At 69.5% G+C, this 24764-nt stretch carries 17 protein-coding genes; 3 read left to right on the forward strand and 14 right to left on the reverse strand.

Annotated features, from left to right (window positions below):
- Window positions 1–236 (reverse strand): rhomboid family intramembrane serine protease (locus D7V80_RS42540; RefSeq protein WP_233585131.1); only part of this gene is annotated, 236 nt, incomplete at its 3' end.
- Between the two features lie 228 nt (window positions 237–464).
- On the opposite strand from D7V80_RS42540, the gene D7V80_RS04325 reads away from it, so the two are divergent.
- Entirely contained in the window at window positions 465–2333 is a 1869-nt protein-coding gene (locus D7V80_RS04325; RefSeq protein ID WP_120586955.1) for an FHA domain-containing protein, read from the forward strand.
- Between the two features lie 76 nt (window positions 2334–2409).
- Window positions 2410–3003 carry a response regulator gene (locus D7V80_RS04330; RefSeq protein ID WP_014398871.1) on the forward strand — a complete coding sequence of 198 codons (594 nt, stop codon included), beginning with the start codon at window positions 2410–2412 and terminating at the stop codon, window positions 3001–3003.
- On the opposite strand, the gene D7V80_RS04335 is transcribed toward D7V80_RS04330, so the two are convergent.
- Genes D7V80_RS04335 through D7V80_RS04345 form a run of 3 tightly spaced genes read right to left on the reverse strand, consistent with a single transcriptional unit; the run spans window position 3000 to window position 5368 of the window.
- Window positions 3000–3764, reverse strand: a complete 765-nt coding sequence (locus D7V80_RS04335; protein WP_120586956.1) for an enoyl-CoA hydratase/isomerase family protein — start codon at window positions 3762–3764, stop codon at window positions 3000–3002. The genes D7V80_RS04330 and D7V80_RS04335 overlap by 4 nt on opposite strands.
- 12 nt (window positions 3765–3776) lie before the next feature.
- Entirely contained in the window at window positions 3777–3989 is a 213-nt protein-coding gene (locus D7V80_RS04340; RefSeq protein ID WP_014398873.1) for a biotin/lipoyl-binding carrier protein, read from the reverse strand.
- Window positions 3990–4018: 29 nt separating this feature from the next.
- Entirely contained in the window at window positions 4019–5368 is a 1350-nt protein-coding gene (locus tag D7V80_RS04345; protein ID WP_120586957.1) for an acetyl/propionyl/methylcrotonyl-CoA carboxylase subunit alpha, read from the reverse strand.
- A gap of 173 nt (window positions 5369–5541) precedes the next feature.
- On the opposite strand from D7V80_RS04345, the gene D7V80_RS04350 reads away from it, so the two are divergent.
- Window positions 5542–5886: a hypothetical protein gene (locus D7V80_RS04350; RefSeq protein WP_233585132.1), complete on the forward strand. Its 345-nt coding sequence runs from the start codon at window positions 5542–5544 to the stop codon at window positions 5884–5886.
- Window positions 5887–5902: 16 nt separating this feature from the next.
- Here D7V80_RS04350 and ftsZ read toward each other — a convergent pair whose 3' ends face one another.
- The 10 genes from ftsZ to murD all read right to left on the reverse strand — a co-directional run bounded on the left by ftsZ (window position 5903) and on the right by murD (window position 24751).
- On the reverse strand, window positions 5903–7138 hold the full coding sequence (gene ftsZ / locus D7V80_RS04355; RefSeq protein WP_120587009.1) for a cell division protein FtsZ: 1236 nt from the start codon (window positions 7136–7138) through the stop codon (window positions 5903–5905).
- Between the two features lie 339 nt (window positions 7139–7477).
- The gene (locus D7V80_RS04360) at window positions 7478–15142 is read right to left on the reverse strand and encodes an Ig-like domain-containing protein (protein WP_233585133.1); all 7665 of its coding nucleotides are present in this window, start codon (window positions 15140–15142) and stop codon (window positions 7478–7480) included.
- A gap of 342 nt (window positions 15143–15484) precedes the next feature.
- Window positions 15485–16720, reverse strand: a complete 1236-nt coding sequence (ftsA, locus tag D7V80_RS04365; RefSeq protein ID WP_120586960.1) for a cell division protein FtsA — start codon at window positions 16718–16720, stop codon at window positions 15485–15487.
- A 41-nt stretch (window positions 16721–16761) separates the two neighbouring features.
- Entirely contained in the window at window positions 16762–17619 is an 858-nt protein-coding gene (locus D7V80_RS04370; protein WP_120586961.1) for a cell division protein FtsQ/DivIB, read from the reverse strand.
- A 134-nt stretch (window positions 17620–17753) separates the two neighbouring features.
- Window positions 17754–18710 carry a D-alanine--D-alanine ligase gene (locus D7V80_RS04375; protein WP_120586962.1) on the reverse strand — a complete coding sequence of 319 codons (957 nt, stop codon included), beginning with the start codon at window positions 18708–18710 and terminating at the stop codon, window positions 17754–17756.
- Window positions 18707–19639, reverse strand: coding sequence for a UDP-N-acetylmuramate dehydrogenase (gene murB / locus D7V80_RS04380; RefSeq protein ID WP_120586963.1), 933 nt, complete (start codon window positions 19637–19639; stop codon window positions 18707–18709). Before murB ends, D7V80_RS04375 begins: the two co-directional genes overlap by 4 nt.
- 3 nt (window positions 19640–19642) lie before the next feature.
- Window positions 19643–21067 (reverse strand): UDP-N-acetylmuramate--L-alanine ligase, encoded by a 1425-nt coding sequence (gene murC, locus D7V80_RS04385; protein ID WP_120586964.1) that lies wholly within the window; start codon window positions 21065–21067, stop codon window positions 19643–19645.
- Entirely contained in the window at window positions 21064–22215 is a 1152-nt protein-coding gene (gene murG, locus D7V80_RS04390; protein WP_120586965.1) for an undecaprenyldiphospho-muramoylpentapeptide beta-N-acetylglucosaminyltransferase, read from the reverse strand. The genes murC and murG overlap by 4 nt, the downstream gene beginning before the upstream one ends.
- Window positions 22212–23375, reverse strand: a complete 1164-nt coding sequence (gene ftsW / locus D7V80_RS04395; protein WP_120587010.1) for a putative lipid II flippase FtsW — start codon at window positions 23373–23375, stop codon at window positions 22212–22214. The genes murG and ftsW overlap by 4 nt, the downstream gene beginning before the upstream one ends.
- A 5-nt stretch (window positions 23376–23380) precedes the next feature.
- Complete coding sequence (gene murD / locus D7V80_RS04400) at window positions 23381–24751, reverse strand: UDP-N-acetylmuramoyl-L-alanine--D-glutamate ligase (RefSeq protein WP_120586966.1); 1371 nt, start codon at window positions 24749–24751, stop codon at window positions 23381–23383.
- Between the last annotated feature and the right edge of the window lie 13 nt (window positions 24752–24764).

Consider the following 24764-nt stretch of genomic DNA (forward strand, 5'->3'; position numbering starts at 1 on the left):
GACCACCAGAGCGAGCCCGCCATCGTCGCCAGCCCGGACACGGCGAGCAGCGCCACGTAGTCCCACCACCGGCACGAGCGCTCCACCGCCGTGCCCACCCCCGCGAACACCAGCAGGTTGAGGCCCAGGTGCAGGGCGTCCCGGTGCAGGAGGTTGGCCGCCAGGAGCCGCCAGCCCTGCCCCGCGTCCGTCACCAGGGGGCCGGACTTGGCCCCCCAGTGGATCAACGCATCCACTCCGGGTGGTCCTCCGGACGCCACCCAGATGTACAGAATGGCCTGCGCCGCGATCAGCGCTATCGTGAGCCCCGGTACCCTGCCCTCCCCACCCTTTCCGGCCAATCGACCGATGGACAACAGTGCCTTCCTGACCCTGGGATGGGCGAAAAACCCTGTTGTTCTCGGGGGATACATGGCTTGTCTCGGTGAAGGGCATTCTGCTATAGCTGTACTCGGACCGGACCCGTGCTGAAGCTCATCATCGAAGACGACGAGGGGCGCAAGACCGTTGTTCCCTTCGTGCGCGACGAAATCACCATTGGCCGTCAGGAGGGGAACACCATCCGCCTGACCGAGCGAAACGTGTCACGTCGACACGCCCGGCTCGTGCGCCTCAATGGACACGTCGTGCTCGAAGACCTGGGGAGCTACAACGGCACCCGGATCAACGGCGAACGCGTCGCAGGCCAGCTCCCTCTCAAGGAGGGCGACCTCATCCAGATCGGCGACTACGATCTGGCGTTGCAGGTCGAGGGCGCGGCCAACGCTGGCGCCCCCACTGGCGCCATCACCGCCAAGGTGCCCGCCTCCCGCCGGCCGGAGCCGGAGCCCGAGGAGGAGGACGACGACGACGAGGTCGCCAGCGGCCCCCGTCCCCGCGACACCATGGTGGATGGCGAGGACGAGGCGGACGACGACGACTCGGACGACGAGCACGACCACACGCCCGTGTCCGCGGATGCGCGCCGCAACGCCACGTCCATCATCCGCATGGACCAGATGGAGGCGGACCGGCCCCGGCGCGTGGAGCGCGTGCCCGAGGACGAGCAGCCCCGGCTGGTGGTGCTCGGCCCCGCCGAGTTCAAGGGCCAGGAGTTCGACTGCAACCGCACGGAGCTGCGGATCGGCCGCACGTCGGAGAACGACGTGGCCCTGGACCACCGCTCGCTGTCCCGCACGCACGCGAAGGTCGTGCGCGAGGAGACCGGCGAGTGGCGCGTCATCGACATGCAGTCCGCCAACGGGATGACGGTCAACGGCGAGAGCTACGCCCAGGCGACGCTCGCGCACGGTGACATCATCGAGATGGGCCACGTGAAGCTGCGCTTCGTGGGCCCCGGCTCGCTGGAAGAGGACATCGCGGCGCAGGGCCGCGGCGGCGCCAAGAAGATGTGGGTGGCCGCGGTCATCGTGTTCCTGTCCATTGGCGCGGGCGCGGCGCTCTTCGTGGTGAAGGGCCAGGACCTGCTGCCCAAGCCGCCGGACGACACGCCTCCCGTGGTCGCCGCGGCTCCGCAGCCCATCCCGGAGGCGCCGCCGCAGACGAAGCCTCCCGAGACGACGCCCCCGGAGACCGTGGCCGCGAAGCCGCCCGCGACGCCTGAGATGCCCCCGGAGCCTCCGGCGGATCAGGCCTTCCTGGAAGCGCTGCAGGGGGGCAAGTTGAACATCGCCGCCACCGCGCTCGACTCGCTCCGCAAGTCCAAGGCACTCCCGGCACCGAAGCTCGAAGAGCTCCAGGCGCGGCTGGACAAGGAGAAGAAGGCGGAGAAGGACCTCAACGCGACCCGCAAGGCGCTCCTCAAGCCCAATGGTGCCGGTGTCGATGAGGCGACCAGGCTCTTCAGCGCCATCCCCTCGGACACGGTCTTCGCGAAGGAGCGTACGGAGCTGAGTGACCAGCTGGAAGCCGCGCAGGCCCAGGCCGCGCAGACCGCCCCTGTGGTGACAGAGCCCCCCACCCAGGACGAGCCGGGGGCAACGGCCACCGCTCCCAAGAACTCGAATGCCAAGCCCACGTCCGACTTCATGCGGAGCATGAAGCCGGCGGACGTGAGCAAGAACATCGAAGGAATCCAGGCCCGGGTCCTCGACCTGACCAAGGCCAACGAGCGGAACAGCGCCTTGGAGATCGCCAGGGACTGCGCGCTGCTCGACCCCAGGGTTCCCGAGTGCCACCTCATGCTGGGCGTGGTGCACGCCAAGCTCCAGAACTACAAAGCGAGTGAGCAGGCCTACAAGGAATTCCTCTTGCTCACGTCCGAGGGCCATCCCAAGCGCGACCTGGTGATCAAAGCCCTGAGCAAGGTCCAAGCAGAGTCCAAGGCTCAATAACCCCCTCCCGCCTCCCACAATGGCGAGTAGCTCCCCCCCCGCAGCACTTCCCTCAACCCTGCAGCGAGGAGACGCTGTGCAGATTCGCATCCTGGTAGTTGATGACGAGCAGGACAACTGCGACTACCTCAAGCTCGTGCTGACCCGTGAAGGCTACGAGGTCGTCACCACCACGGACCCCACCCAGACGGTGGACATCCTCCGTGGCTCCGATTTCCATCTCGTCATCCTCGACATGATGATGCCGCAGATGTCCGGCACCGAAGTGCTGGAGCTGATCCGCAAGTACGACACGGACATCGCGGTCATCGTCGCCACGGCCTACCCCACCGTGGACACGGCCGTCGCGTCGCTCAAGGCGCAGGCGTCCGACTACGTGAAGAAGCCCATGGAGCCGGAGCAGTTCACGGCCGCCGTGCGCAACGCGTTGCAGAAGAAGGGCCTGTCCCAGGACCCGGAAGCGGACCTGCACCGCGCCATCGGCCGCACCATCCGCGACGCGCGCAAGACGCAGGAGCTCACGCTCAAGCAGCTGGCCCGCCGCACCGGCCTGTCCGTGTCCCTGCTGTCCCAGATCGAGCGCGCGGAGTCCTCCGCGTCCATCTCGTCGCTCTACAAGATCGCCTCCGCGCTGCAGCTGCGTATGGGCGAGCTGTTCGGCGATACCTAGCGGCCGGAGAACCGGGGCGCGCGCTTCTCCAAGAAGGCCGCGCGCCCCTCCTTCGCGTCCTCGCTGCCAAACGCCTCGCCGCGCACCTGACGCAGGTGCGCGACGTCCTCCGGGGACAGCCCGGAGCGCGCCAGCAGCCCGAACGCCTCCTTCATCCCCGACACCGCCTTCGGCGCCCCCGAGGCCAGCGTCGCGCACAGCGCCAGCGCGCGCGCTTCCGCGTCCTCGGGGCACTCATCCAGCAGCCCCCACGCGACCGCCTCCGCCGCCGGCAGCCGGCGCGCGGTGAGGAACAGCTGCTTGGCGCGCGACAGCCCCACCAGCCGCACCGCCCGCGCCAGCCCTTCCGGCGAGTACACGATGCCCAGCCGGGCCGGAGGCATGAGGAAGAACGCGTCGGAGGCGCCCACGCGGAAGTCGCAGGAGGCCGCCAGGTCGAAGCCCGCGCCCACCGCGCCGCCCTGCACCAGCGCCACCGACGGCGCCGGGTGCCGCTCCAGCTTCAGCAGGCACGCCACCAGCGGGTCATCCGGCAGCCGCCCATCCGCGCCCGGCGGCCCCAGGTGCGTCAAGTCATAGCCCGCGCAGAAGTGCCCGCCCTGGCCGCGCACCAGCAGCGCGCGCACGTGGGCGGCCGGCTCCAGCGCCGCGTCCATCCGGGCCAGCAGCGCGTCATTCAGCGCGTTGCGCCGCGCCGGGTTGCAGACGGTGAGCACCCGGACACCGCCCTCGCGATCCTCCACCTCCAGCGTGGGCTCCATCCTTACGCGTGGCTACTCGAGCACCACGAGGACGTCACCCTCGTTGACCGCCTGCGCCTCCTTGCAGCGGATCTCCTTCACCGTGCCGCCCTCTTCGGCCTCCACGGGCATCTCCATCTTCATGGACTCGAGGATGACGAGCGTGGTGCCGGCATCCACCTTGTCGCCCACCTTCACCTCGATCTTCCACACCGTTCCCGTGATGTGCGCCGCAACGTCCGCCATGAACCGTCCCTCCTCGGGGGGGAAAACTTTTAAGGCTTCGCGTGATGATCCAGGAAGTGCGTGTCCAGCTCACCGGCCGCGAAGGCCGGGTCCTTCAGGATGCGAAGGTGGAGCGGGATGTTCGTCTTGATGCCTTCGATGCGGAAGGACTCCAGGGCCTTCACCGCGCGGGCAATGGCCTCGTCGCGCGTGGCGCCGCTGATGATGAGCTTGGCGATCATCGGGTCGTAGTTCGGCGTCACCACGTCCCCTTCCGCGTAGCCGGAGTCCAGGCGCACGCCCTCGCCCGTGGGGGGCTGGAACACCTTCAGCGGGCCGGGGGACGGGAAGTACTTCACCGGGTCCTCCGCGTAGATGCGGAACTCCAGCGCGGCGCCCTTCCGCTTCACGTCCTCCTGCTTCACCGTCAGCTTCTCACCCGCGGCGATGCGCAGCTGCCAGCCGATGAGGTCCAGGCCCGTGGTCAGCTCCGTCACCGGGTGCTCCACCTGGAGCCGGGCGTTCATCTCGATGAAGTACACCTGCCCGTCGGAGTACAGGAACTCCACCGTGCCCGCGTTGGCGTAGCCGAAGGCCTTCGCCGCCTTGACGGCCGCCGTGAAGAGCGTGTCCGCCAGCGCCGCGTTGCGTCCGTTGGCGAACAGCACCGACGGAGCCTCCTCCACCACCTTCTGGTGCCGGCGCTGGATGGAGCACTCGCGCTCCAGGCCGTGGATGAGGTGGCCGTGGGTGTCGCCCAGGATCTGGACCTCGATGTGGCGGGGCGCCGGGAAGTAGCGCTCCAGGTACACGCCCTCGCGGCCGAAGGCGGCCTTCGCGCGGTCCGTGCACTGGCGGTACACCTTCTCCAGCTCCGCGGGGTTGTTCGCCGCCGCCATGCCGATGCCGCCACCGCCGCTGGCGGCCTTGCACAGCACCGGGTAGCCGATGCGCTCCGCGGCCTCGAGGGCGCTCTGCACGTCCGGCAGCACGCCGTCACTGCCCGGCACCACCGGCACGCCCGCGGCGGACACAAGCTTGCGCGCCTGGCTCTTGTCCTTCATCCGCGCCATGGCCTCCGGCGGCGGGCCCACGAAGGTCAGCCCCGCGTCCGCGCACGCCTGGGCGAACTCGCCGTTTTCCGACAAGAAGCCGTAGCCCGGGTGCACGGCCTGGGCGCCCGTCTTCTTCGCGGCCTCCAGGATGGCGGGGATGCTCAGGTAGCTGTCCTTCGCGGGCGCGGGGCCGATGCGCACGGCCTCGTCCGCCTCCTTCACGAAGGGCAGGTTCACGTCCGCGTCCGAGTGCACCGCCACCGTCTTCACGCCCATGCCCCGGGCCACCGCCCCGATGCGACGCGCGATTTCACCCCGGTTGGCGATGAGCAGCTTCTGGAACATGGCAGGCACCCTGGCGTGACGAAGGGCGGCCAAACTAACCCCCACCCCCTTGACTGACAAGCGTCCGGGCAGTCGCGCAACAGGTCCGTACAGTCCCGTAAATTTGCGGGCTTGCGAGGGCCTGGCGTACCTTGCCCGACGTGAATCCTCCCTCGACAGGAACGCACAGCGTCGTGGACCTGCATGGTGCCCGTCGCGCCCGCCGTCTGGACTTGTACCGGAACCGGCTCAACCAGCGGCAGCAGGACACCCGCGCCAATCTGGTGACGCTCTACGAGGGCGGCACCCTCTTCACGCCCGACGGCACGCAGCAGGGCCGCTCCCTGCTCAAGGCCCTGCAGCTCTTGCAGCGCGCCGGCACCCGCCTGGAGGAGCTGTCCGGCGATGGCCTGCTGCCCGCCCCCAGCGCGTCGGAGCGCATCGACGCGCTCTACGACGAGGTGGACGGACTGTTCACCAAATGCGACCGCCTCACCGGCAGGGGCACGGCGAGCGTCGCCCGCCTCCCCCGCGGTTAGCGTCCCCGCTGCCTGACTACGGCAGCTCCGTCTGGCCCTGACGGCGCAGGAACGTGGGGATGTCGAACTGATCCTCGTCCAGGGGCAGCGCCGCGTCCTTCACCACGGCCGTGCGCGCGCTCTGCATGGACGACTTGGGCGCCTCCACGGTGGACATGGTCGGACGCGGCGTGCTCTTCGCGGGCACCAGGCTGGCCACCTCCTCACGCGTCGAGGACAGCACGGACGGCGGCGTGGAGGGACGGCCCACCAGCGGCACCTGCACCACCTGCGGCATGGAGCGCACCTTGGGCGCGTCCCGGTGCACGAAGCCCGTGGCGATGATGGTGATCTTCACCTCGTCCTGGATCTGCTCGTCGATGAGCGACCCGAAGATGATCTCCGCCTCGCCGTCCGCCGAGTCGTGCACCAGCGTCAGCGCCTCGTTGACCTCCTGCAGGGTCATGTCGCGGCCGCCGGTGATGTTGATGAGCAGGCCGGTGGCGCCGTCGATGGAGACGTCCTCCAGCAGCGGGCTGGAGATGGCCTGCTGCATGGCGGTGATGGCGCGGCGGTCGCCACAGGCGTGGCCCGTGCCCATGAGCGCCAGGCCCTTGTCGCTCATGATGGTCTTCACATCCGCGAAGTCCACGTTGATGTAGCCGTGGTACTGGATGAGGTCGCTGATGCCCTGCACGGCGTTGAGCAGGACCTCGTCCGCGCGCTTGAAGGTCTCCAGCAGCGGCATGGGCTCGTTGGAGAGCGACAGCAGGCGCTGGTTGGGGATGGTGATGAGCGTGTCCACCGCGGCCTTGAGCTCCACGATGCCCTGCTCGGCCTGCTTGCGGCGCTTGTTGCCTTCGAAGAGGAAGGGCTTGGTGACGACGCCCACCGTGAGGCAGCCCAGGCTCTTGGCGATGTCCGCGATGATGGGCGCGGCGCCCGTGCCGGTGCCACCGCCCATGCCCGCGGTGACGAAGACCATGTCGGCGCCTTCCAGCACCGCGGCGATCTGATCGCGCGACTCCAGGGCGGCCTCGCGGCCCATCTCCGGGTTGGCGCCGGCGCCCAGGCCCTTGGTGAGCGCCTGGCCCAGCTGCAGCCGGGTGGGCGCCTTGCTCGCGGCGAGCGCCTGGACATCGGTGTTGGCGGCGATGAAGTCCACGCGGTCCAACTTCGACAGAATCATCGTGTTGACCGCGTTGCAGCCCGCCCCGCCCGCGCCCACGACACGAATCTTCGCGGCCTGCTTGTTCTGCTCGAACTGGTCCATGTCGTCCTCGTGGCGGAAGCACCGCGGCGCCGTCCGCGGAAACACCCACCCTCGACAATCATCAGGAAGTCGGGCGCTTTGGCAAGTATTCCGCTACCAGCCTGTAGCGCCCTGCTGCGCGACCGAGTCCTGACGCCCACTTACGCGAATGGCATCAGCGGCCATGCGAACATCGCGCGGATGTAAACACCCTCTTGACTCGCGTCCGCTGACTCGCCGTGACCAGTTGTGCGCGCCTTCCGCGCACGCGTGACGTGACAGGACGGGGCACGGATGACGAAAAGGCCCGGCTCCTTTGGGGGAACCGGGCCTTCCGTGTTTCATTCCTGAAGCGGAGCGCTACGGGGCGGGCTTCTCCACTTCGACCTTGCCCATCCGCGTGATGTTGAACTCCACGCGGCGGTTGTTCTCACGGCCCGCGGCCGTCTTGTTGGTGTCCACCGGCTTCGTCTCGCCGAAGCCCTCGGACTCCAGGCGCTCCGCGGCGATGCCCTCGTTGACGAGGAACGCCTTCACGCTGGCGGCGCGGCGCTTGGACAGGTCCAGGTTGGAGGCGTCGTTGCCCTGGCTGTCCGTGTGGCCCTCGACGCGCAGCAGCTCCACCTGCGGGTTGGCGCGCAGCACGGCGGCCACCTGCTTCAGGATGGGGAACGAGCGCGGCAGGATGACGTCCTTGTTCGTGGCGAAGTAGACCTTCTCCAGGATGAGGATGCGCTCGCCCTCGACGAGCACCTTGACCTTGCCCTTGTCCGGGCAGCCGTCCTCGTCATCCACGCCGTTGATGGTCTCCGGCTCCAGCGGGCACTTGTCCGCGACGTCGGGGATGCCGTCCTTGTCGTTGTCCGGATCCGGGCAGCCGTCCTCGTCCTGGAAGCCGTCCTTGTCCTCGGGCGCGTTGGGGCACTTGTCGTCCGGGTCCATCAGGCCATCGCCGTCGGAGTCCACCGGCGGAGGCGGCGCAGGCTTCGTGTCCGGGCAGCCGTCCTCGTCCTCGAAGCCGTTCACCGTCTCCGGCTCGTTGGGGCACTGGTCGGCCGTGTCGAGGATGCCGTCGCCGTCGTTGTCCGGGTCGGCGCAGCCGTCCTGGTCCTGGAAGCCGTCGAAGTCCTCGGGGCCTTCCGGGCACACAGGCTTCGGAGGCGCCGGGGCGCGCTCCGGAGCGGTGTAGGCCACGGACGCGAGCACGCGGAAGGTCGGCGTGCCGTAGCCGTGGGTGAGGCCCGGGCCCGCGCCCACCTGCGCGGACAGACCGGTGGGCGCGCGGTACTTCAGGGCCGCGAGCAGTTCCAGAGGACGCTCCTCCTCGTTCTGCTCCTTGAAGCCCATCGCGCCCACCAGCGAGGCCTGGGCGGCCAGCGGCAGGTCACCCAGCGGAACCTCCGCGCCCACCCCGTACGCCAGCGCGCTGCCGACGTTCAGGTTGCGCAGTTGCTGCGCCTTGCGGAGGTCCACGCCCACGTTGGCGAGGATGCGGAAGCGCTTGCCGTACTCCGCCACCACGCGCGGGTTGACGGACACGCCGGACCCGCCGAGGAAGTCCGACGCACCACCCGTGGGCAGCGAGATGGGCAGCACCACGGACACGCCGTAGTCGTCGCCATCCAGCAGCCGCGCCTTCGGGATGAGGCGCAGGTCGCCGATGCCGCCTCCACTCACCCCGTTGGCGAAGGAGGAGTCCACGCTCGGCGAGTTCTCCGAGCCCTGGACGGTGATGGGCAGCACGACGCCGACTTCGAACCGGTCGAAGAGGCCGATGGCGCCCATCAGGTCGAAGCCCACCTGGCTCTTCACCAGGGAGGTGACGTACGTGTCCGTGCGGGGGTTGAAGAAGTTGAGCGGCTTGTCGGCGTAGTTGACCGACAGCCCCACGTTCCACCCCAGGTGCCGCTGCACCTTCGCGCCGTGCACCGCGAGCACGTCCGCGACGCCCGGGCCCGGCTTGTACTGCTGCACGTCGATGGCCTGCGACACGCCGGTGGCCTGCGCGTGGGCGGTGGTGCCCATGCCCATGACCAGCGCCGTGACGAACACGGCCAGCGCCCCACCCGCGCGCGCCAGGAGGTTCCCGGCGCGGCGGAAGCGGCGGCCCACCAGGGGCAGCGCCAGCAGCATCAGCGCGAAGGGCGCCAGCGAACCGGAGCCGCCCGTGTTGCAGCCGTGGCCCATCACCAGGAACTCGTCCACGAAGTCATCGTTGGCGTCGAGCGGGTTGGAGCCGTTCTTCACCTCCGTGCCGTCGTCCTGGCCGCCCTGGTCGGTGTCCTTCATGTTCGGATCCGTCTCCGTGGCGTCACGGCGGCCGTCGTGGTTGGCGTCCTCTTCGCCGTCCTTCAGGCCGTCGCCGTCCGTGTCCGGGTTCTTCGGGTCCGTCTTCGTCGAGGGATCCGCGTCCGGCTTGAAGTTCGGGGACGACGTGTCGGTGCCCGGCGGAGCGGTTTCCACCGTGACGCCCATCTCCGTGCCGTCGTTGATGCCGTCGTTGTCGCTGTCCGGGTCGAGCGCATCAATGGTGCCGTCGCCGTCCGTGTCGGTGATTCCGTCGATGCCGTCCGGCACGCCGTCGTCGTCGGTGTCGGCGTCGAATGGATCCAACCCGAGCTCCAGCTCCGTGGCGTTGTCGATGCCGTCGCCGTCCGCGTCATTGTCGTCCGCCGGGTTGAGCGGGTCGGACTCCTGCACGTCCACGCGGCCGTTGTGGTTCCGGTCCTCGACGCCGTCGAACACGCCGCCGTTGTCGGTGTCGTTGTCGAGCGGGTTCGTCTTGGTGAGGGGGTCCTGGTCCGCCTTGAACTTCGTCGGGTCGGTGTCGCCGCCCTGGGGCACGGTGAGGCCCAGCTCCAGGCCGTCCGTCAGGCCGTCGCCGTCCGTGTCGATCTTGTTCGGATCCGTCTCGGTCGGGTCCACCTTGCCGTCGTGGTTGGCGTCCTCGTTGCCGTCGGTGAGGCCGTCGTCATCCGAGTCGTCGTCCAGCGGGTTCGTCTTCGTGGACGGGTCCTTGTCCGCCACGAACTTGGACGGGTCGGTGTCGTCGCCCTCGGGCTCGGTGAGGCCCAGCTCCACGCCGTCGGTCAGGCCGTCGCCGTCGGTGTCGATGTTCTTCGGGTCGGTCTCGTCGGGGTCGACGATGCCGTCGTGGTCCTTGTCCTCGTTGCCGTCGAGGATGCCGTCGTCATCCGAGTCGTCGTCGAGCGGATCCGTGCCGCCCACCTTGACCTCGATGCCGTCGGGGATGCCGTCGCCGTCGGTGTCCGGGTTGTTCGGGTCGGTGCCCTGGGCGACTTCCTCCTCGTCGGTCAGGCCGTCGTTGTCCGTGTCCACCGGCATCCCCAGGTTGATGATGAAGGTGGTGGTCGCGGTCGCGCTGTTGGTACCCGCGCCGTTCGTGGACACCGCGGTGACGGTGTACGTGCCGTCCGCCAGCGGGCCGGGCAGCGCCTGGCTCCAGTTGCCGGAGGCGTTCACCGCGATGGGGCCGTAGGTCGTGCCCTGGAACGTCACCGTCACGGACGTGGCGTTCGCGGACGTGCCCGACACCGTCACGTTGGGGACCACCACCGTGGTGCCGTTGGCCGGGACGGTGATGGCCACCGTCGGAGCGGCCGTGTTCACCGTGAAGGTGGAGGTCGCGGTCGTGCTGGTGTTGCCCACCGCGTCCACCGCCACCGCCGTCACCGTGTACGTGCCGTTGGCCAGCGGGCCGGGCAGCGCCTGGCTCCAGTTGCCGGAGGCATCCACCGCGATGGGGCCGTAGTCCGTGCCCTGGAACGTCACCGTCACGCTTGTCGCACCGCCCGCGGTCGTACCGGTGACCGTGACGTTGGCGCCCACCGTGGAGCCGTTGGCCGGCGTGGTGATGGCCACCGTCGGGCCGGTCGTGTCCACCGTGAAGGTGGCGCTGTCGGGCGTGCTCTCGTTGCCAGCCGCGTCCGTGGCCACCGCGGTCACGGTGTACGTGTCGTCCGCCAGCGGGCCAGGCAGCGTGAAGCTCCAGTTGCCGGAAGCATCCACCGCGATGGGGCCGTAGGTCGTGCCCTCGAAGGTCAGCGTCACGGAGGTAGCGCCCACGGAGGTACCGGTGACGGTCACCGTGTTGGAGGCCACCGTCGTGTTGTCCACCGGCACGGTGATTTCGACTTCCGGCGCGGACAGGTCCACCGTGAAGGTGGTGTCGTCCGGCGTGCTGGTGTTGCCCGCCGCGTCCGTGGCCACCGCGGTCACGGTGATGGAGCCCTCCGGCAGGGTCACCGGCAACTGGTAGCTCCAGTTACCCGAGCCATCCACGGGGATGGGGCCGTAGTCCGTGCCGTTGTAGGTCAGCGTCACGGACGTCGCGCCCGTGGAGACACCCGTCACGGTCACCGTGCTGGTACCGATGACGTCGCCATCGCCAGGCGTGCTGATTTCCACCGTCGGCGGGGTCAGGTCCACCGTGAAGGTGGTGGTCGCGGTCGCGCTGGTGGTACCCGCGCCGTTCACGGACACCGCGGTCACGGTGTACGTGTCCTCGGCCAGGGGGCCGGGCAGCGTGTAGCTCCAGGTGCCGTCACCATTGACCGTGACGGGGCCATGGCTGGAGCCATCGAACGTGAGCGTCACGAAGGTCGCGTTGGTCGTCGTGCCGGTGACCGTCACCGTGTCGGTGTTCACCGAGGTGCCGGTCAGCGGATTGGAGATGGCGACCGTGGGGACCGTCAGGTCCACCGTGAAGGTGGACTCGTCCGGCGTGCTCTCGTTGCCCGCCGCATCCACGGACACCGCGGTCACGGTGTGGGAGCCCGGCGGCACGGCCAGGGGCAGCGTGTAGCTCCAGTTACCCGCGCCATCCACGGGGATGGGGCCGTAGTCCGTGCCGCTGTAGGTCAGCGTCACGGACGTCGCGCCCGAGGCCGTACCGGTGACGGTCACCGTGCTGGTACCGATGACATCGCCGTCGCCCGGGGTGCTGATTTCCACCGTCGGCGCGGTCAGGTCCACCGTGAAGGTGGAGGTCGCGGTCGTGCTGGTGTTGCCCGCCGCGTCCACGGCCACCGCCGTCACCGTGTACGTGTCCTCGGCCAGGGGACCGGGCAGCGGGAAGCTCCAGCTGCCGTTACCATTGACCGTGATGGGGCCGTAGCTCGCATTGTCGAAGGTCAGCATCACGGACGTCGCGCCCACGGACGTGCCCGTCACCGTCACATTCGGGGTGTTGATCGTCGAGCCGTCCGTCGGGGTGCTGATGGCCACCGTCGGAGGCGTCTGGTCCACCGTGAAGGTGGAGGAGGCCTGGGTGCTGTTCACGCCCTGGGCGTTCGTGGACACCGCGGTGACGGTGTACGTGCCGTCCGCCAGCGGGTCGGGCAGCGCCACGGTCCAGTTACCGCCGGTCAGGGTGGCGGGGTAGTTCGTGCCCTGGAAGGTCACCGTCACGCTGGTCGCGTTCCCGGCCGTCCCCGTCACCGTCACGTTCGGGTTCGTCACCGTGGAGCCGTTGGCCGGGGTGCTGATGGCCACCGTCGGCGCGGGCACGTTCACCGTGAAGGTGGAGGAAGCCTGGGTGCTGTTGGTCGTGCCGTTCGAGGACACCGCGGTCACGGTGTACGAGCCGTTGGCCAGCGGGCCCGGCAGCGCCACCGTCCAGTTACCGCCGGTCAGCGTGGCGGGATAGTTCGTGCCCTGGAAGGTCACGGTCACGGACGTGGCGTTCGCGGCCGTGCCGGTCACCGTCACGTTGGGGTTGTTCGTCGTGGAGCCGTTGGCCGGGGTGCTGATGGCCACCGTCGGGCCCGCCACCGTGAAGGTGGAGGAGGCCTGGGTGCTGCTGGTCGTGCCGTTCGAGGACACCGCGGTCACGGTGTACGAGCCGTTGGCCAGCGGGCCCGGCAGCGCCACGGTCCAGTTACCGCCGGTCAGCGTGGCGGGGTAGTTCGTGCCCTGAAAGGTCACGGTCACGGACGTGGCGTTCGCGGCCGTGCCGGTCACCGTCACGTTGGGGTTGTTCGTCGTGGAGCCGTTGGCCGGAGTGGTGATGGCCACCGTCGGGCCCGCCACCGTGAAGGTGGAGGAAGCCTGGGTGCTGTTGGTCGTGCCGTTCGAGGACACCGCGGTCACGGTGTACGAGCCGTTGGCCAGCGGGCCCGGCAGCGCCACCGTCCAATTATTGCCGGTCAGCGTGGCGGGGTAGTTCGTGCCCTGGAAGGTCACGGTCACGCTGGTCGCGTTCGCGGCCGTGCCGGTCACCGTCACGTTGGGGTTGTTCGTCGTGGAGCCGTTGGCCGGGGTGCTGATGGCCACCGTCGGCGTTGCCGCAGCGGTGATGGTGAAGGTGTTGGTGTTGCTCCTGGGGCTCGCCTGGCCGTTGACCTCCGCGTACGCGTACACGGTGTGACCAGCGACGCTGAGCTGGGTCGTGGGCGTGAAGGACCAGTTGCCCGTGGCATCCGACGTCGTCCGGCCAATCTCCACGTTGTCCACGATGACGACGATGGTCGTGTTCACCGGGCCCGTGCCGCTGATGACGGGCGTCCGGTTGGACGTGGTGGAGCCGTTGGCCGGCGTGGTGACCACCGGAGCCGCGGGCACGGTCAGCGCGGACGTGAGCGTGTTGACCACGCCGACATTGCCCGCCGCGGCGCCGTACGTCGCGCCGTCATAGATGGAGTCATCGAGCGCCTGCGTACCCGGCGCACCGCCCGAGGTCTCCGTGGCCGCCACGGTGTTGCAGGCGATGGTCGCGCCCTGGAGGAAGATGTTGCCGCCGCCCGCGCCACCGCCCGTCCCGTGCTCGTCCGCGGAGCTGATGCCGCCACGGCCGCCCTTCGCGGAGATGTTGCCGGGATTGCAGGTCAGATTGCCATTGAAGCGCAGGGACAACGTACCGCCCGCGCCACCGCCACCCGCCGCGTCATTATCCGAGTCGCCGCCCGCCTGGCCGTCCGCGCTGATGACACCGGCGCCCGCGAGCGAACCACCGCGGATGAACACGACACCACCCGCGTTGCCGCCACCACCGCCCACGCCGTCATTGCCATGACCTGAACCGCCACCGCCGCCGAACAGCACGCGCGTCGGAGGCAGGAAGTTCATCTTCGCGCCGCCCAGGCCGCCCACCGGGCGCGCCGGGGCGGTGTCACCCGTCCACGTCCGGCCGCCGATGCCGCCCTGACCGCCGTTGCCGCCGCCACCGCCACCGGAGTTGTGGCAGATGCCGGCGCCGCCCGCGTTGAGGATGTTTCCCCGGCCCGTGATGCCCTGGGCATCCGGGAACGTCGCCGGAAGCTTGAAGCGCGCCGGCACCACGCCTTCTCCCTTGATGGCGCCGCCCGGCCACTCCTCGTCGAACTCCGTGCAGTTGTCGCCATCCCCGTTGAAGTACGTCGCGCCACGGAAGCCCGCGCCATTGGCGGAGATGGTGCCGTTGTTGATGACCGCGCCCTGGGCCAGGAAGACCACGATGCCGCCCAGGCTGTCGATCTGGTCCTCGTCGTTGGACCAGCCCTTGGCGACGATGCTGCCGCCCGCACTGACGGTCACCGTCGTGTACTCGGGCACGCGGATGACCTGGGCCGCGGTGCGGCGGGCCAGCTCGTCATCGTCCGGGCCGCCCAGGAACGGCACCGTGAGGGGCGAACCGAAGGTGAGGCGCGTACCCGTCAGCGCCGTCACACGCGCGAACTGCCAGCGGCCCACCGGGGCCGAGGAGAAGTCGAACGGCCCCTGGTTGCCGGACGTCACCGGGCCCTCGTAGCCGGTGGCCTGGTACACCATCACCAGGTCGTTGAGAGCAAAGCCCGTCGTGTCCGTCACCGTCACGAACGACTGGCCCGCAGGCGCGGTCGCCGTCAGTCGCGCGTAGATGTTGATGGTCCGCGTCTGGCCGGCGCCGACCGTCAGCGCGCCGTCCGAGCCGTCGCCCAGGAAGAAGGTGTCCGGTTCCGCGAACGCGGGTGGCGCCAACAACACGGCACACAGCAGGGCCAACAGGCCCGCGGCCGAGCGGCGAAGTCCCGTGAGGGGCGTCAGCAACCGCGAAGTCTTTTGTGGAGTCATAAGGGCAGAGGCTCACCAGGAACGGAGAAATCCGTTCCGGGAGCCCTGGGCTCCCCTAGCAAGCAGAGCGCCATCCTCTGTCGAATTCCCAATCCGTCCAAATCCTGGAACTTGCACGGCTGGACGCCCGTACCTAGGGCGAGAATCCGGAAGGCGGATCCAGATTCCGGAATCTGGAAGACACTCCGCGTCCTGGGCAGACGCGTCAGCGTCCCCCTTTGACACGTCAATCCAGTTGCCGGACACAGCTTCCAGAAACGCGAAAGGGCCCCCGAAGGGGCCCCTTGGCTCAGCGCGTTACGGACGCCGGAGACCGGCCTAGAAGATCTCTTCCAGCCACTCGCGCATCCGGCCCTTCACCTTCTTGTAGACGTTGCCGTCCTCGCGGATGCGGAACATGCGGCGGTCCATGTGCTTGGCGCCGTAGACGACCAGGCCCACGCCCGTGGCGTACATGGGGCTCTTCACCACGTCCACCAGGCCGCCAATGCCGCGCGGCATGCCCCGGCGCACCGGCAGGCCCAGCACCTCTTCCGCCAGCTCCGGCATGCCCGCGAGCAGCGTGGAGCCGCCCGTGATGACGATGCCGGACGCGAGCAGGTCCTCGTAGCCGCACTTCTGGATCTCCCGGTGCACCAGCTGGAAGATCTCCTCCACGCGCGGCTCGAGGATCTCCGAGAGGATCTGCCGGCCCAGGACGCGCGGCTGACGGCCGCCCACGCTGGGGACCTCGATCGTCTCGTCCTTGTTGATCATGGACGCGAGCGCGCAGCCGTACTTCTGCTTGATGCGCTCGGCCTCGTGCGCGGGGGTGCGCAGGCCGATGGCGATGTCGCTCGTCAGGTTGTTGCCGCCCAGGGCAATCACGGCCGTGTGGACGATGGAGCCGCCGGAGAAGATGGCGATGTCCGTGGTGCCGCCGCCGATGTCGACGAGGCACGCGCCCAGCTCCTTCTCGTCCTCGCTCAGCACCGCTTCGGCGGAGGCCAGCGGCTGGAGGACGATGTCGGAGACGTTCAGGCCCGTGCGGTTGGCGCACTTGACGATGTTCTGCGCGCTGGAGACGGCGCCCGTGACGATGTGCACCTTGGCCTCCAGGCGCACGCCGGCCATGCCCAGGGGCTCCTTGATGCCGCCCTGGTCGTCGATGATGAACTCCTGCGGCAGGACGTGGATGACCTCCCGGTCCAGCGGGATGGCCACCGCCTTCGCCGCGTCGATGACGCGCGCGATGTCCGCGTCGCGGACCTCCTTGTCCTTCACCGCGACGATGCCCTGGGAGTTGAAGCCCTTGATGTGGCCGCCGGCGATCCCCGTGTAGACGTGGGAGATCTCCGCCCCGGCCATCAGCTCGGCTTCCTCCACCGCGCGCCGGATGGAGGACACCGTGGCCTCGATGTTGACCACGACGCCCTTGCGCAATCCCTTCGACGGATGCGTGCCGATACCGATGATGTCGATACCGCTATCGGTCAGCTCGCCGACGATGGCGCAGATCTTCGTCGTGCCGATGTCGAGGCCGACGATGATCTCCCCCGACTTCTGCTTCGCCATGACTCCTCCCAGGCTCCCTCACTTTCGTGAAGGAAGCATCCTCACTGCGTCGAGTCCCCGCTCCGCACGGAGTCGGACCCACTCGAAAGCCTCACCGCCACCCAACCCGGTCGGGCACGGTTATCCAGGCGAATGATCGCGGCTGCAAGCCCCCTTGTGCTGAGCTCGCGTCGAACGCGCGCCAGCCGCTGGAGCTTGACTTCCGTATCGCCAGCACCAAGGCGCACCTCCTGCCCCGTCGCCGTCACCAGCGCAAGCCCGGTGTTCTCCAGGCGCACCTCGGACAGCCGGTCGGATCGCCCCGGCGACAGCCGCGCATAAGCACGGGTTACATCCAGCGCCTCGCGGAACTTCGAACGCACCGCGTCCGGGTCCGCCACGTACGCATCGCGCTCCACGCCCGTGACGAGCGGCAGGTCCAGCCCGTCCCCCGGGGTGACGCGCTTGAAGGGCTCGCCCTCGTCGTCCAGCACGTAGAGGTCGCCCAGCACCGCCAGCGCCGCGGGTGCGTGCTCCGTCACCTCCACGGACACGCCGCGCGGAAACCGCCGCGTCACCTCCACCGTGCGCACCCAGGGGTGCTGCCCCATGGCCCGGGCCAGCGCGGCCGTATCCAGCGTCCACAGGTTCTGCCCCGCCGTGAGGCCGGACAGCTTCAAGAGCTCCGGGCGCGACGCGCGCTCCAGGCCGGTGAAGTTCACCGACTCCAGCGCGAAGCGCGGCGTCACCACCGCCCAGGCGCGCAGCTCGATGCCGCCCCAGATGAGCCCCGCCGTCGCCACCGCCAGCCCCAGCGCCTTCGCCACCGACGGCCCGTGCGAGCGGACCGCACCCTTCACCGCGTCATTGCGCGGTGCGGCGTCGATGCGTCGGCGGTTCTTGGATTTTCCAAAGGCCATGAGCAGGGAGGCGCATGCTGCGTGCGGACGTCAAACCACGCCAGTTTTTGGCTACAGGCACGTCGCTGTAGCGGCACGGGGGGACACGCCGGCCTCACAAGAGGCCGGAACTCCAGGAAAGAACGCGCAGCGGCTCAGGCCTTGAGCGAAGCGCCCTGGAGCAGCCGCTCACAGAGGGCCGGGAAGTCGATGCCCCGCCCCGCCGCGATTTTGGGCAGGAGGCTGGAGGCCGTCATTCCGGGCAGCGTGTTGATTTCCAGCAGGAACACGTCGCCACTCTCCGTGACGATGACGTCCGAGCGCGACCCGCCGGAGCACCCCAGCGCCTTGTGCGCGCCCAGGGAGACCTCGTTGACGCGCGCGTACAGGTCCGGGGGCAGCGGCGCGGGGAAGAGATACTGAGTACCGCTGCCGGACTTGTACTTGGCTTCGTAGTCGTAGAACTCGCGGGCGGCCTTCACTTCGATGACGCCCAGGGCCTCGTTGTCCAGCACGCCGCCCTGCACTTCCCGGCCCTTGATGAACTGCTCCACCAGGAGCGTGCCCGCGTGCTTCGAGGCGTCCTGGACGGCGGCGGTGTACTCCTCGCGCGTCTTGCAGATGTGCACGCCCACGCTGCTGCCCTCGCGGCTGGGCTTCACCACCACCGGGAAGGGGAACGGCAGCCGGTCCGCTTCCGCGAGCGCGGCTTCCGCCGAGTCGAAGGCCCGGTAGGGCGGCGTGGGGATGCCGCGCGCGACGAAGATCTCCTTCGCGTACACCTTGTCCATGCCCACGGCGGACGCCATCACGCCGCTGCCGGTGTAGGGGATGAACATGGCCTCCAGGAGGCCCTGGATGCAGCCGTCCTCGCCGAAGCGGCCGTGCAGCGCGAGCCACGCCACGTCCACCTTCTCCGCGATGAGGCGCGCGGGCAGGTCCTTGCCCACGTCGATCTCCACCACGTCGTAGCCCAGGCCCCTGAGGGCGCCCGACACCGCGGCGCCCGTGCGCAGGGACACCTCGCGCTCGCTGGAGAGGCCGCCGTACAGCACGCCGACACGCTTCGCCTTCAACTCAGCGGGGGTGAAGCCTCGGGGACCGGTGCTCATGGCAGGAAGACTCCGACGAATTTGACTTCGGGGTGCATGACGACGCCGGAGGCTTCCTTCACCCGCTCTTGCATCAGGGTGATGAGGCCCCGCACGTCGCGAGCGGCCGCGCCGCCCAGGTTGACGATCCAGTTCGCGTGCAGGGTGGACACCTGCGCGCGCCCCAGGGTGTGCCCCTTCAGGCCCACGAGTTCAATGAGCCGCCCGGCGTGGTCGCCCGGCGGGTTGGTGAACACGCTGCCGAAGTTGGGCTGACTCAAGGGCTGCGTGCGCTTGCGGTAGCCCAGGTCCGCGTCCATGGCCGCCTTGCTGGCCACGACATCGCCCTTGGGAAGATGGAAGCGCACGCGGGTGACGATACCTCCCGCGGGCAGCGTGGCGTGACGGTAGGTGTGCGGCACCTGCGATTTCGTCAGCCACCCCACCCCATCCGCCGTGGCGACCTCAATGGCCTCCACCACGCGGAAGCACTCGCCGTTCTTGGTGCCGGCGTTCATGGTGACGGCGCCGCCCAGGGTGCCGGGAATGCCCGCGAGGAACTCCGCGCCCACCAGGCCCTGCGCGCGCATCACGTTGACCAGCCGGGCAATGGCCGCGCCCGTGCCCAGCGTCACCCGCCCGTCGTCCGGGCCCACGTCCAGCGCCTCCGGGAACAAATCCGGGGGCAGCTTCACGGTGAGCCCCGGCACGCCGCCGTCGCCCACCAGCGTGTTGGCCCCGCCGCCCAGCACCGTCACGGGGATGCCCTCGTCGCGGGCCAGGCGCAGCAGCTCCACCAGTGCATCCGGTGAGCGGGGACGCACCAGCGCCTCCGCCGGACCGCCCACGCGCACGCTGATGAGCGGCGCCAGGGGTTCGCCCGGCTTGACGTCCAGGCCCGGCAGCCGCGCCACGCGCGCCGCCAGCGGTGTCACCTCGCCCGGCTGCATCCCCTACCCGCCCTTCGCCGCGCCCATCAGGTTGAGCAGGTCCGGGCCCACCTGGGTGATGTCGCCCGCGCCCAGCGTCAGCACCAGGTCGCCCTCGCGCACGCGCTCGTGGAGCGCCTTCGCCACGTCCGCGCGCTTCTCCACGAACGTCACGTCGCGGTGGCCGTGCGCGCGGATGGCCTCCGCCAGCGCGTCGCCGGTGGCGCCGGGAATCGGCTCCTCGCCCGCCGCGTAGACGCTGGTGACGAAGAGCACGTCCGCGTCGTTGAACGCGGTGGCGAACTCCTTCATCAGGTCGTGCGTGCGCGTGTAGCGGTGCGGCTGGAAGGCGGCCACCACCCGGCGGCCGAAGGCGCGGCGCGCGCCGGACAGCGTGGCCATCACCTCCGTGGGGTGGTGCCCGTAGTCGTCCACCACGGTGATGCCGCCCACCTCGCCGCGCACGGTGAAGCGGCGCTGCACGCCGCCGAACTCCGCCAGCGCGGAGCGCACCGTCTCCAGCGGGATGTCCATCTCCTCCGCGATGGCCACCACCGCCAGCGCGTTGAAGGCGTTGTGCGCGCCCACCATGCGCACGCGGAACTCGCCCAGGTCCTCTTCCCGGCGGAAGGCGCGGAAGGTGGTGGTGAAGCCGTCCAGCGAGATGCCCTCCAGCCGGTAGTCCGCCATGTGGGAGCTGCCGTAGGTGACGAAGCGCTTCTCGATGCGCGGCAGCAGCGCCTGGACGTTGGGGTTGTCCAGGCACAGCACGTTGAGGCCGTAGAAGGGAACGCGGTTGCAGAACTCCACGAAGGCGGACTGGAGCGTCTCCAGGTCGCCGTAGTGGTCCATGTGCTCCGGGTCGATGTTCGTCACGACCGCGATGGACGGGTGCAGCTTGAGGAAGCTGCCGTCGGACTCGTCGGCCTCCACCACCATCAGCTCGCTCTTGCCCAGCTTGGCGTTGGAGTCGAGCACGTTCACCTTGCCGCCCACCACCGCCGTGGGGTCCAGGCCCGCCGCGGACAGCACCGTGGCCACCATGGACGTCGTGGTCGTCTTGCCGTGGCTGCCGGCGACGGCGACCGCGTACTTCAGGCGCATCAGCTCCGCGAGCATCTCCGCGCGGGGGATGACGGGAATCTTGCGCTGGCGCGCCGTCACCACCTCCGGGTTGTCCTTGCGCACCGCGGAGGAGATGACCACCACGTCCGCGTGCACCAGGTTGGACGCCTTGTGGCCCTCGTAGAGCGTGGCGCCCAGCTTCGCCAGGCGGCGGGTGATGTCGCTCTCGCGCAGGTCCGAACCGGAGACGCGGTAGCCCAGGTTGAGCAGCACCTCCGCGATGCCGCTCATGCCGATGCCGCCCACGCCCACGAAGTGCACGTGCGCCGCGTGGCGCGTCTTGAAGAGGCTGCCGGGCTTGTTGCTGACGGTCTTGCTGCTCATGCCTTGCTCCCGGGTGCCTTCTTCACGTCCTTCTGTCCGCGGTCGCGCCCGCCCGGGCCCCAGGCCTGGGTGGTCAGGTCCACGCACACGTCCGCCAGCTCCTTCGCGGCGGCCGGGCGGCCCAGGATGCCCGCCTTCTTCGCCATCTGCTTGAGCTTCGCGGGGTCTGTCATCAGGCCGCGCAGCGTCTCCGCCAGCTTCTGCCCGGTGAGCTCCGACTCGCGGAACATGATGGCCGCGCCCACGTCCACCAACGCGCGGGCGTTCACTTCCTGGTGGTTGTCCGTGGCGTGCGGGAAGGGCACCAGGATGCTGGCCTTCTTGCACACCGTCAGCTCCGCCAGCGACGTGGCTCCCGCGCGGCAGATGACCAGGTCCGCCTTCGCGTAGGCGGAGGACATATCGTCAATGAACTCCACCACCTGCGCCACGTCCGCGAAGCCCTTGTCCGCGTAGCCCTTCTTCACGTTCTCCAGGTCCAGCTTCCCCGTCTGGTGGACGATGTCGAGCTGGTCCTTCACGTCACCCAGCGAGTCCAGCGCCTCCAGCACGCGGTTGTTGAGGCCGCGCGCGCCCAGGCTGCCGCCGAAGATGAGGACGGAGAACTTCTCGTGCGCGGAGCTGCTGCGCAGGTAGTTGTCCATCAGCTTCTTGCGGATGGGGTTGCCAATCATCTGCACCTTGGCTTCCGGGAAGTAATTGCGCGCTTCCTCGAAGGCGGTGAAGACGACCTTCACGATGCGGCCCAGCACCTTGTTGGTGAGCCCGGGCAGCGCGTTCTGCTCCTGGATGGCGGTGGGGATGCCCATCAGCCACGCGGCCAGCACCACGGGCCCACTCGCGTAGCCGCCCACGCCCACCACCACGTCCGGCTTGTGGCGCGACAGGATGCGGAACGAAGCGAGGAACGCCAGGGGCAGCGCGATGAGCCCCTTGATGAGGCCGATGAGCCCCTTGCCCTTGAGCCCCTGCACCTTCACCAGCTCCAGCGGGTAGCCCTCCTTGGGCACCACGCGAGCTTCCAGCCCCTTCTCCGTCCCAACGAAGACGACCTCGTTGTTCGGGTGGCGGGTCACGACCTCCTCCGCCAGCGCGATGCCCGGGAAGAGATGGCCCCCGGTGCCGCCGCCCGCGATGAGCACCTTCACGCCGTCACCTCCCGTAGGTCCGTGGTGCCCGTGCGCACCGGCCTCGTCGCGCCCTGCGTGTTCGCGCTCAGCGACAGCAGCACGCCCGCCGAGCCCATCAGCACCACCAGCGACGTGCCACCGTAGGACACGAACGGCAGCGTCAGGCCCTTCGTGGGCAGGAGGCCCATGGCCACGCACATGTTCACCGTGGCCTGGAACGCGATGATGGAGCTGATGCCCAGGCCCAGGTACGTGCCGAAGGTCTCCCCCGCCGCCAGGGCCGCGCGGATGCCGCGCCACAGGACGATGGCGTACAGCACCACCAGCAGCCCCACGCCGATGAGTCCCAGCTCCTCACCGAGGATGGAGAAGATGAAGTCCGTGTGCGCCTCCGGCAGGAAGAACAGCTTCTGCCGGCCGTCCCCCAGCCCCAGGCCGGTGATGCCGCCGGAGCCGATGGACATCAGCGACTCCGCCACCTGGTAGCCCACGTCGTGCCGGTGGGCCCAGGGGTCCAGGAACGCGAGGATGCGCTTCATGCGGTAGGGGCTGGTCGCGATGGCGACGAAGGCCAGCGGCAGCGCGAGCAGGAGGGAGCCCACCAGGTACGACAGCTTCGTGCCCGCCGCGAACAGCAGCACGAAGAGCATGAACACCAGCAGCACGCTGCTGCCGAAGTCCGGCTGGAGCATGCACAGGAACACCAGGATGCCGCACAGGGCCAGGTGCGGCAGGAAGCCGATGGAGAACGTGGCCACCTTCTCCCGCTTCTTCGCCAGCGAATAGGACAGGTAGACGACCCACGCGAACTTGGCGAGCTCCGCCGGCTGGAGGCTGAAGCCCGGCAGGCGGATCCACCGCCGCGCGCCGCCCGCCGTGGTGCCGATGCCGGGGATGGCCACGGCGATGAGCAGCACGATGGCGATGAGCAGGAGCGGGTACGCCAGCCGCGCCAGCTTCCGCCAGCCCAGCTTCATGCCCACCGCCATGGCCACGAGGCCCAGGCCCGCGGCGGACAGCTGGCGCTTGAGGAAGTAGAGGCTGTCGCCCAGCTTGTCCTGCGCGAGCACGGCGCTGGCCGAGTACGTCATCACCAGGCCCAGCGCCACCAGCGCCAGCACCGCGCACAGCAAAATCGGATCGAACCGCACGGGGGCGGCCGGAGGAGAGGTCTTCATCACGGTCAGAGCGCCCCGACGAGGCGCTTGAACGTGTCGCCCCGGTCCTCGAAGTTCTTGAACTGGTCGTACGACGCGCACGCCGGGGACAGGAGGACCGTGTCCCCCGCCCTCGCCACCTCACGCGCCTTCGCCACCGCCTGGGCCAGCGTGCCGCACGCGTGCACCGGCGCGTCGTTCGCGTACGCCCGCGCCAGCGCGTCCGCGTCCTGGCCAATGGTGAGCACGCCCTTCACCTTGCCCTGCCCCGCCTCCACCATGGGCGCGTACGGCGCGCCCTTGCCCTTGCCGCCCGCGATGAGCCACACGTCGCCAGCGAACGCCTTGAGCGCCACCAGCACGGAGTCCACGTTGGTGGCCTTGGAGTCGTTCACCCACTCCACGCCGTCCAGCACGCGCACGCTCTCCAGCCGGTGAGCCAGGCCCGGGTAGCTGTCCAGCCCCGCCTGCACCGCGTCCTTCGCCACGCCGCCCAGCCGGGCCAGCAGCGCCGCCGCCATCGCGTTCTGCGCGTTGTGCGCGCCCCGGAGCGAGCGGTTGGTGAGCGTGTAGGACTCGCCCGCGAACTCCAGCTCGAAGCCGCCGGGCCGCGCGATGGCCAGCCCCGCCAGCTTCGGCGCGTCCACCACCGGGCGGCCCGTCATGGAGAAGCCGTACACGGGCGCGCGCGCGGAGGCGGCCAGCCCCATCACCGCCGCGTCGTCCGCGTTCACCACGGCGAAGTCGCTGCTGGCGTCCTGGTTCATGAAGATGCGCGCCTTGGCCCCGCCGTACTCGGCGTGGTTGGCGTAGCGGTCCAGGTGGTCCGGCGTGAGGTTGAGGATGGCCGCGCCCGTGGGCTTGAGCTGGTGGATGCCCTCCAGCTGGAAGCTGGACAGCTCCACCACCAGCGCGTCCCAGTCCCCGGGGGACATGGCGGCCTCCGCCAGCGGGCGCCCCAGGTTGCCGCCCACGAAGGTGCGCAGACCGGCCTTCGCGTACAGCTCGCCGGTGAGCGCCGTGGTGGTGCTCTTGCCGTTGGTGCCGGTGATGCCCAGGAAGCGGGTGCCCGTGAGGAGGCGGCCCGCCAGCTCGATCTCGCCCCAAACGGGAACGCCCGACGTGCGCGCGGCCTCCAGCTCCGGCAGGGACAGCGGCACGCCCGGGCTCACCACCACCAGGTCCTGGCGGGTGAGCAGCCCCGGGGGCGTGGCGCCCGTGACGAGCGTCACGCCCTTCGCGTGCAGCTCCTTCGCGACGTCGCCGAGCGCGTCCTCGGAGCGCGCGTCCAGCGCCGTCACCTTCGCGCCGTGCTGGACCAGAAGCCGCAGCGCCGCGACGCCGCTCTTGGCCAGCCCGAACACCGCGACATTCCGACCGGACAGCGAGGGATTCATGGGGCGGGCCGAC

This window comes from Corallococcus sp. CA054B, assembly GCF_003611625.1.
Taxonomy (GTDB): domain Bacteria; phylum Myxococcota; class Myxococcia; order Myxococcales; family Myxococcaceae; genus Corallococcus; species Corallococcus coralloides.

Excerpts from the sequence above, each read along its gene's own strand:
- D7V80_RS04335 (WP_120586956.1), bottom strand. The coding sequence starts at position 3,764 with ATGGAGCCCACGCTGGAGGTGGAGGATCGCGAGGGCGGTGTCCGGGTG.
- D7V80_RS04340 (WP_014398873.1), bottom strand. The coding sequence starts at position 3,989 with ATGGCGGACGTTGCGGCGCACATCACGGGAACGGTGTGGAAGATCGAG.
- D7V80_RS04345 (WP_120586957.1), bottom strand. The coding sequence starts at position 5,368 with ATGTTCCAGAAGCTGCTCATCGCCAACCGGGGTGAAATCGCGCGTCGC.
- ftsZ (WP_120587009.1), bottom strand. The coding sequence starts at position 7,138 with ATGGACCAGTTCGAGCAGAACAAGCAGGCCGCGAAGATTCGTGTCGTG.
- ftsA (WP_120586960.1), bottom strand. The coding sequence starts at position 16,720 with ATGGCGAAGCAGAAGTCGGGGGAGATCATCGTCGGCCTCGACATCGGC.
- D7V80_RS04370 (WP_120586961.1), bottom strand. The coding sequence starts at position 17,619 with ATGGCCTTTGGAAAATCCAAGAACCGCCGACGCATCGACGCCGCACCG.
- D7V80_RS04375 (WP_120586962.1), bottom strand. The coding sequence starts at position 18,710 with ATGAGCACCGGTCCCCGAGGCTTCACCCCCGCTGAGTTGAAGGCGAAG.
- murB (WP_120586963.1), bottom strand. The coding sequence starts at position 19,639 with ATGCAGCCGGGCGAGGTGACACCGCTGGCGGCGCGCGTGGCGCGGCTG.
- murC (WP_120586964.1), bottom strand. The coding sequence starts at position 21,067 with ATGAGCAGCAAGACCGTCAGCAACAAGCCCGGCAGCCTCTTCAAGACG.
- ftsW (WP_120587010.1), bottom strand. The coding sequence starts at position 23,375 with ATGAAGACCTCTCCTCCGGCCGCCCCCGTGCGGTTCGATCCGATTTTG.
- murD (WP_120586966.1), bottom strand. The coding sequence starts at position 24,751 with ATGAATCCCTCGCTGTCCGGTCGGAATGTCGCGGTGTTCGGGCTGGCC.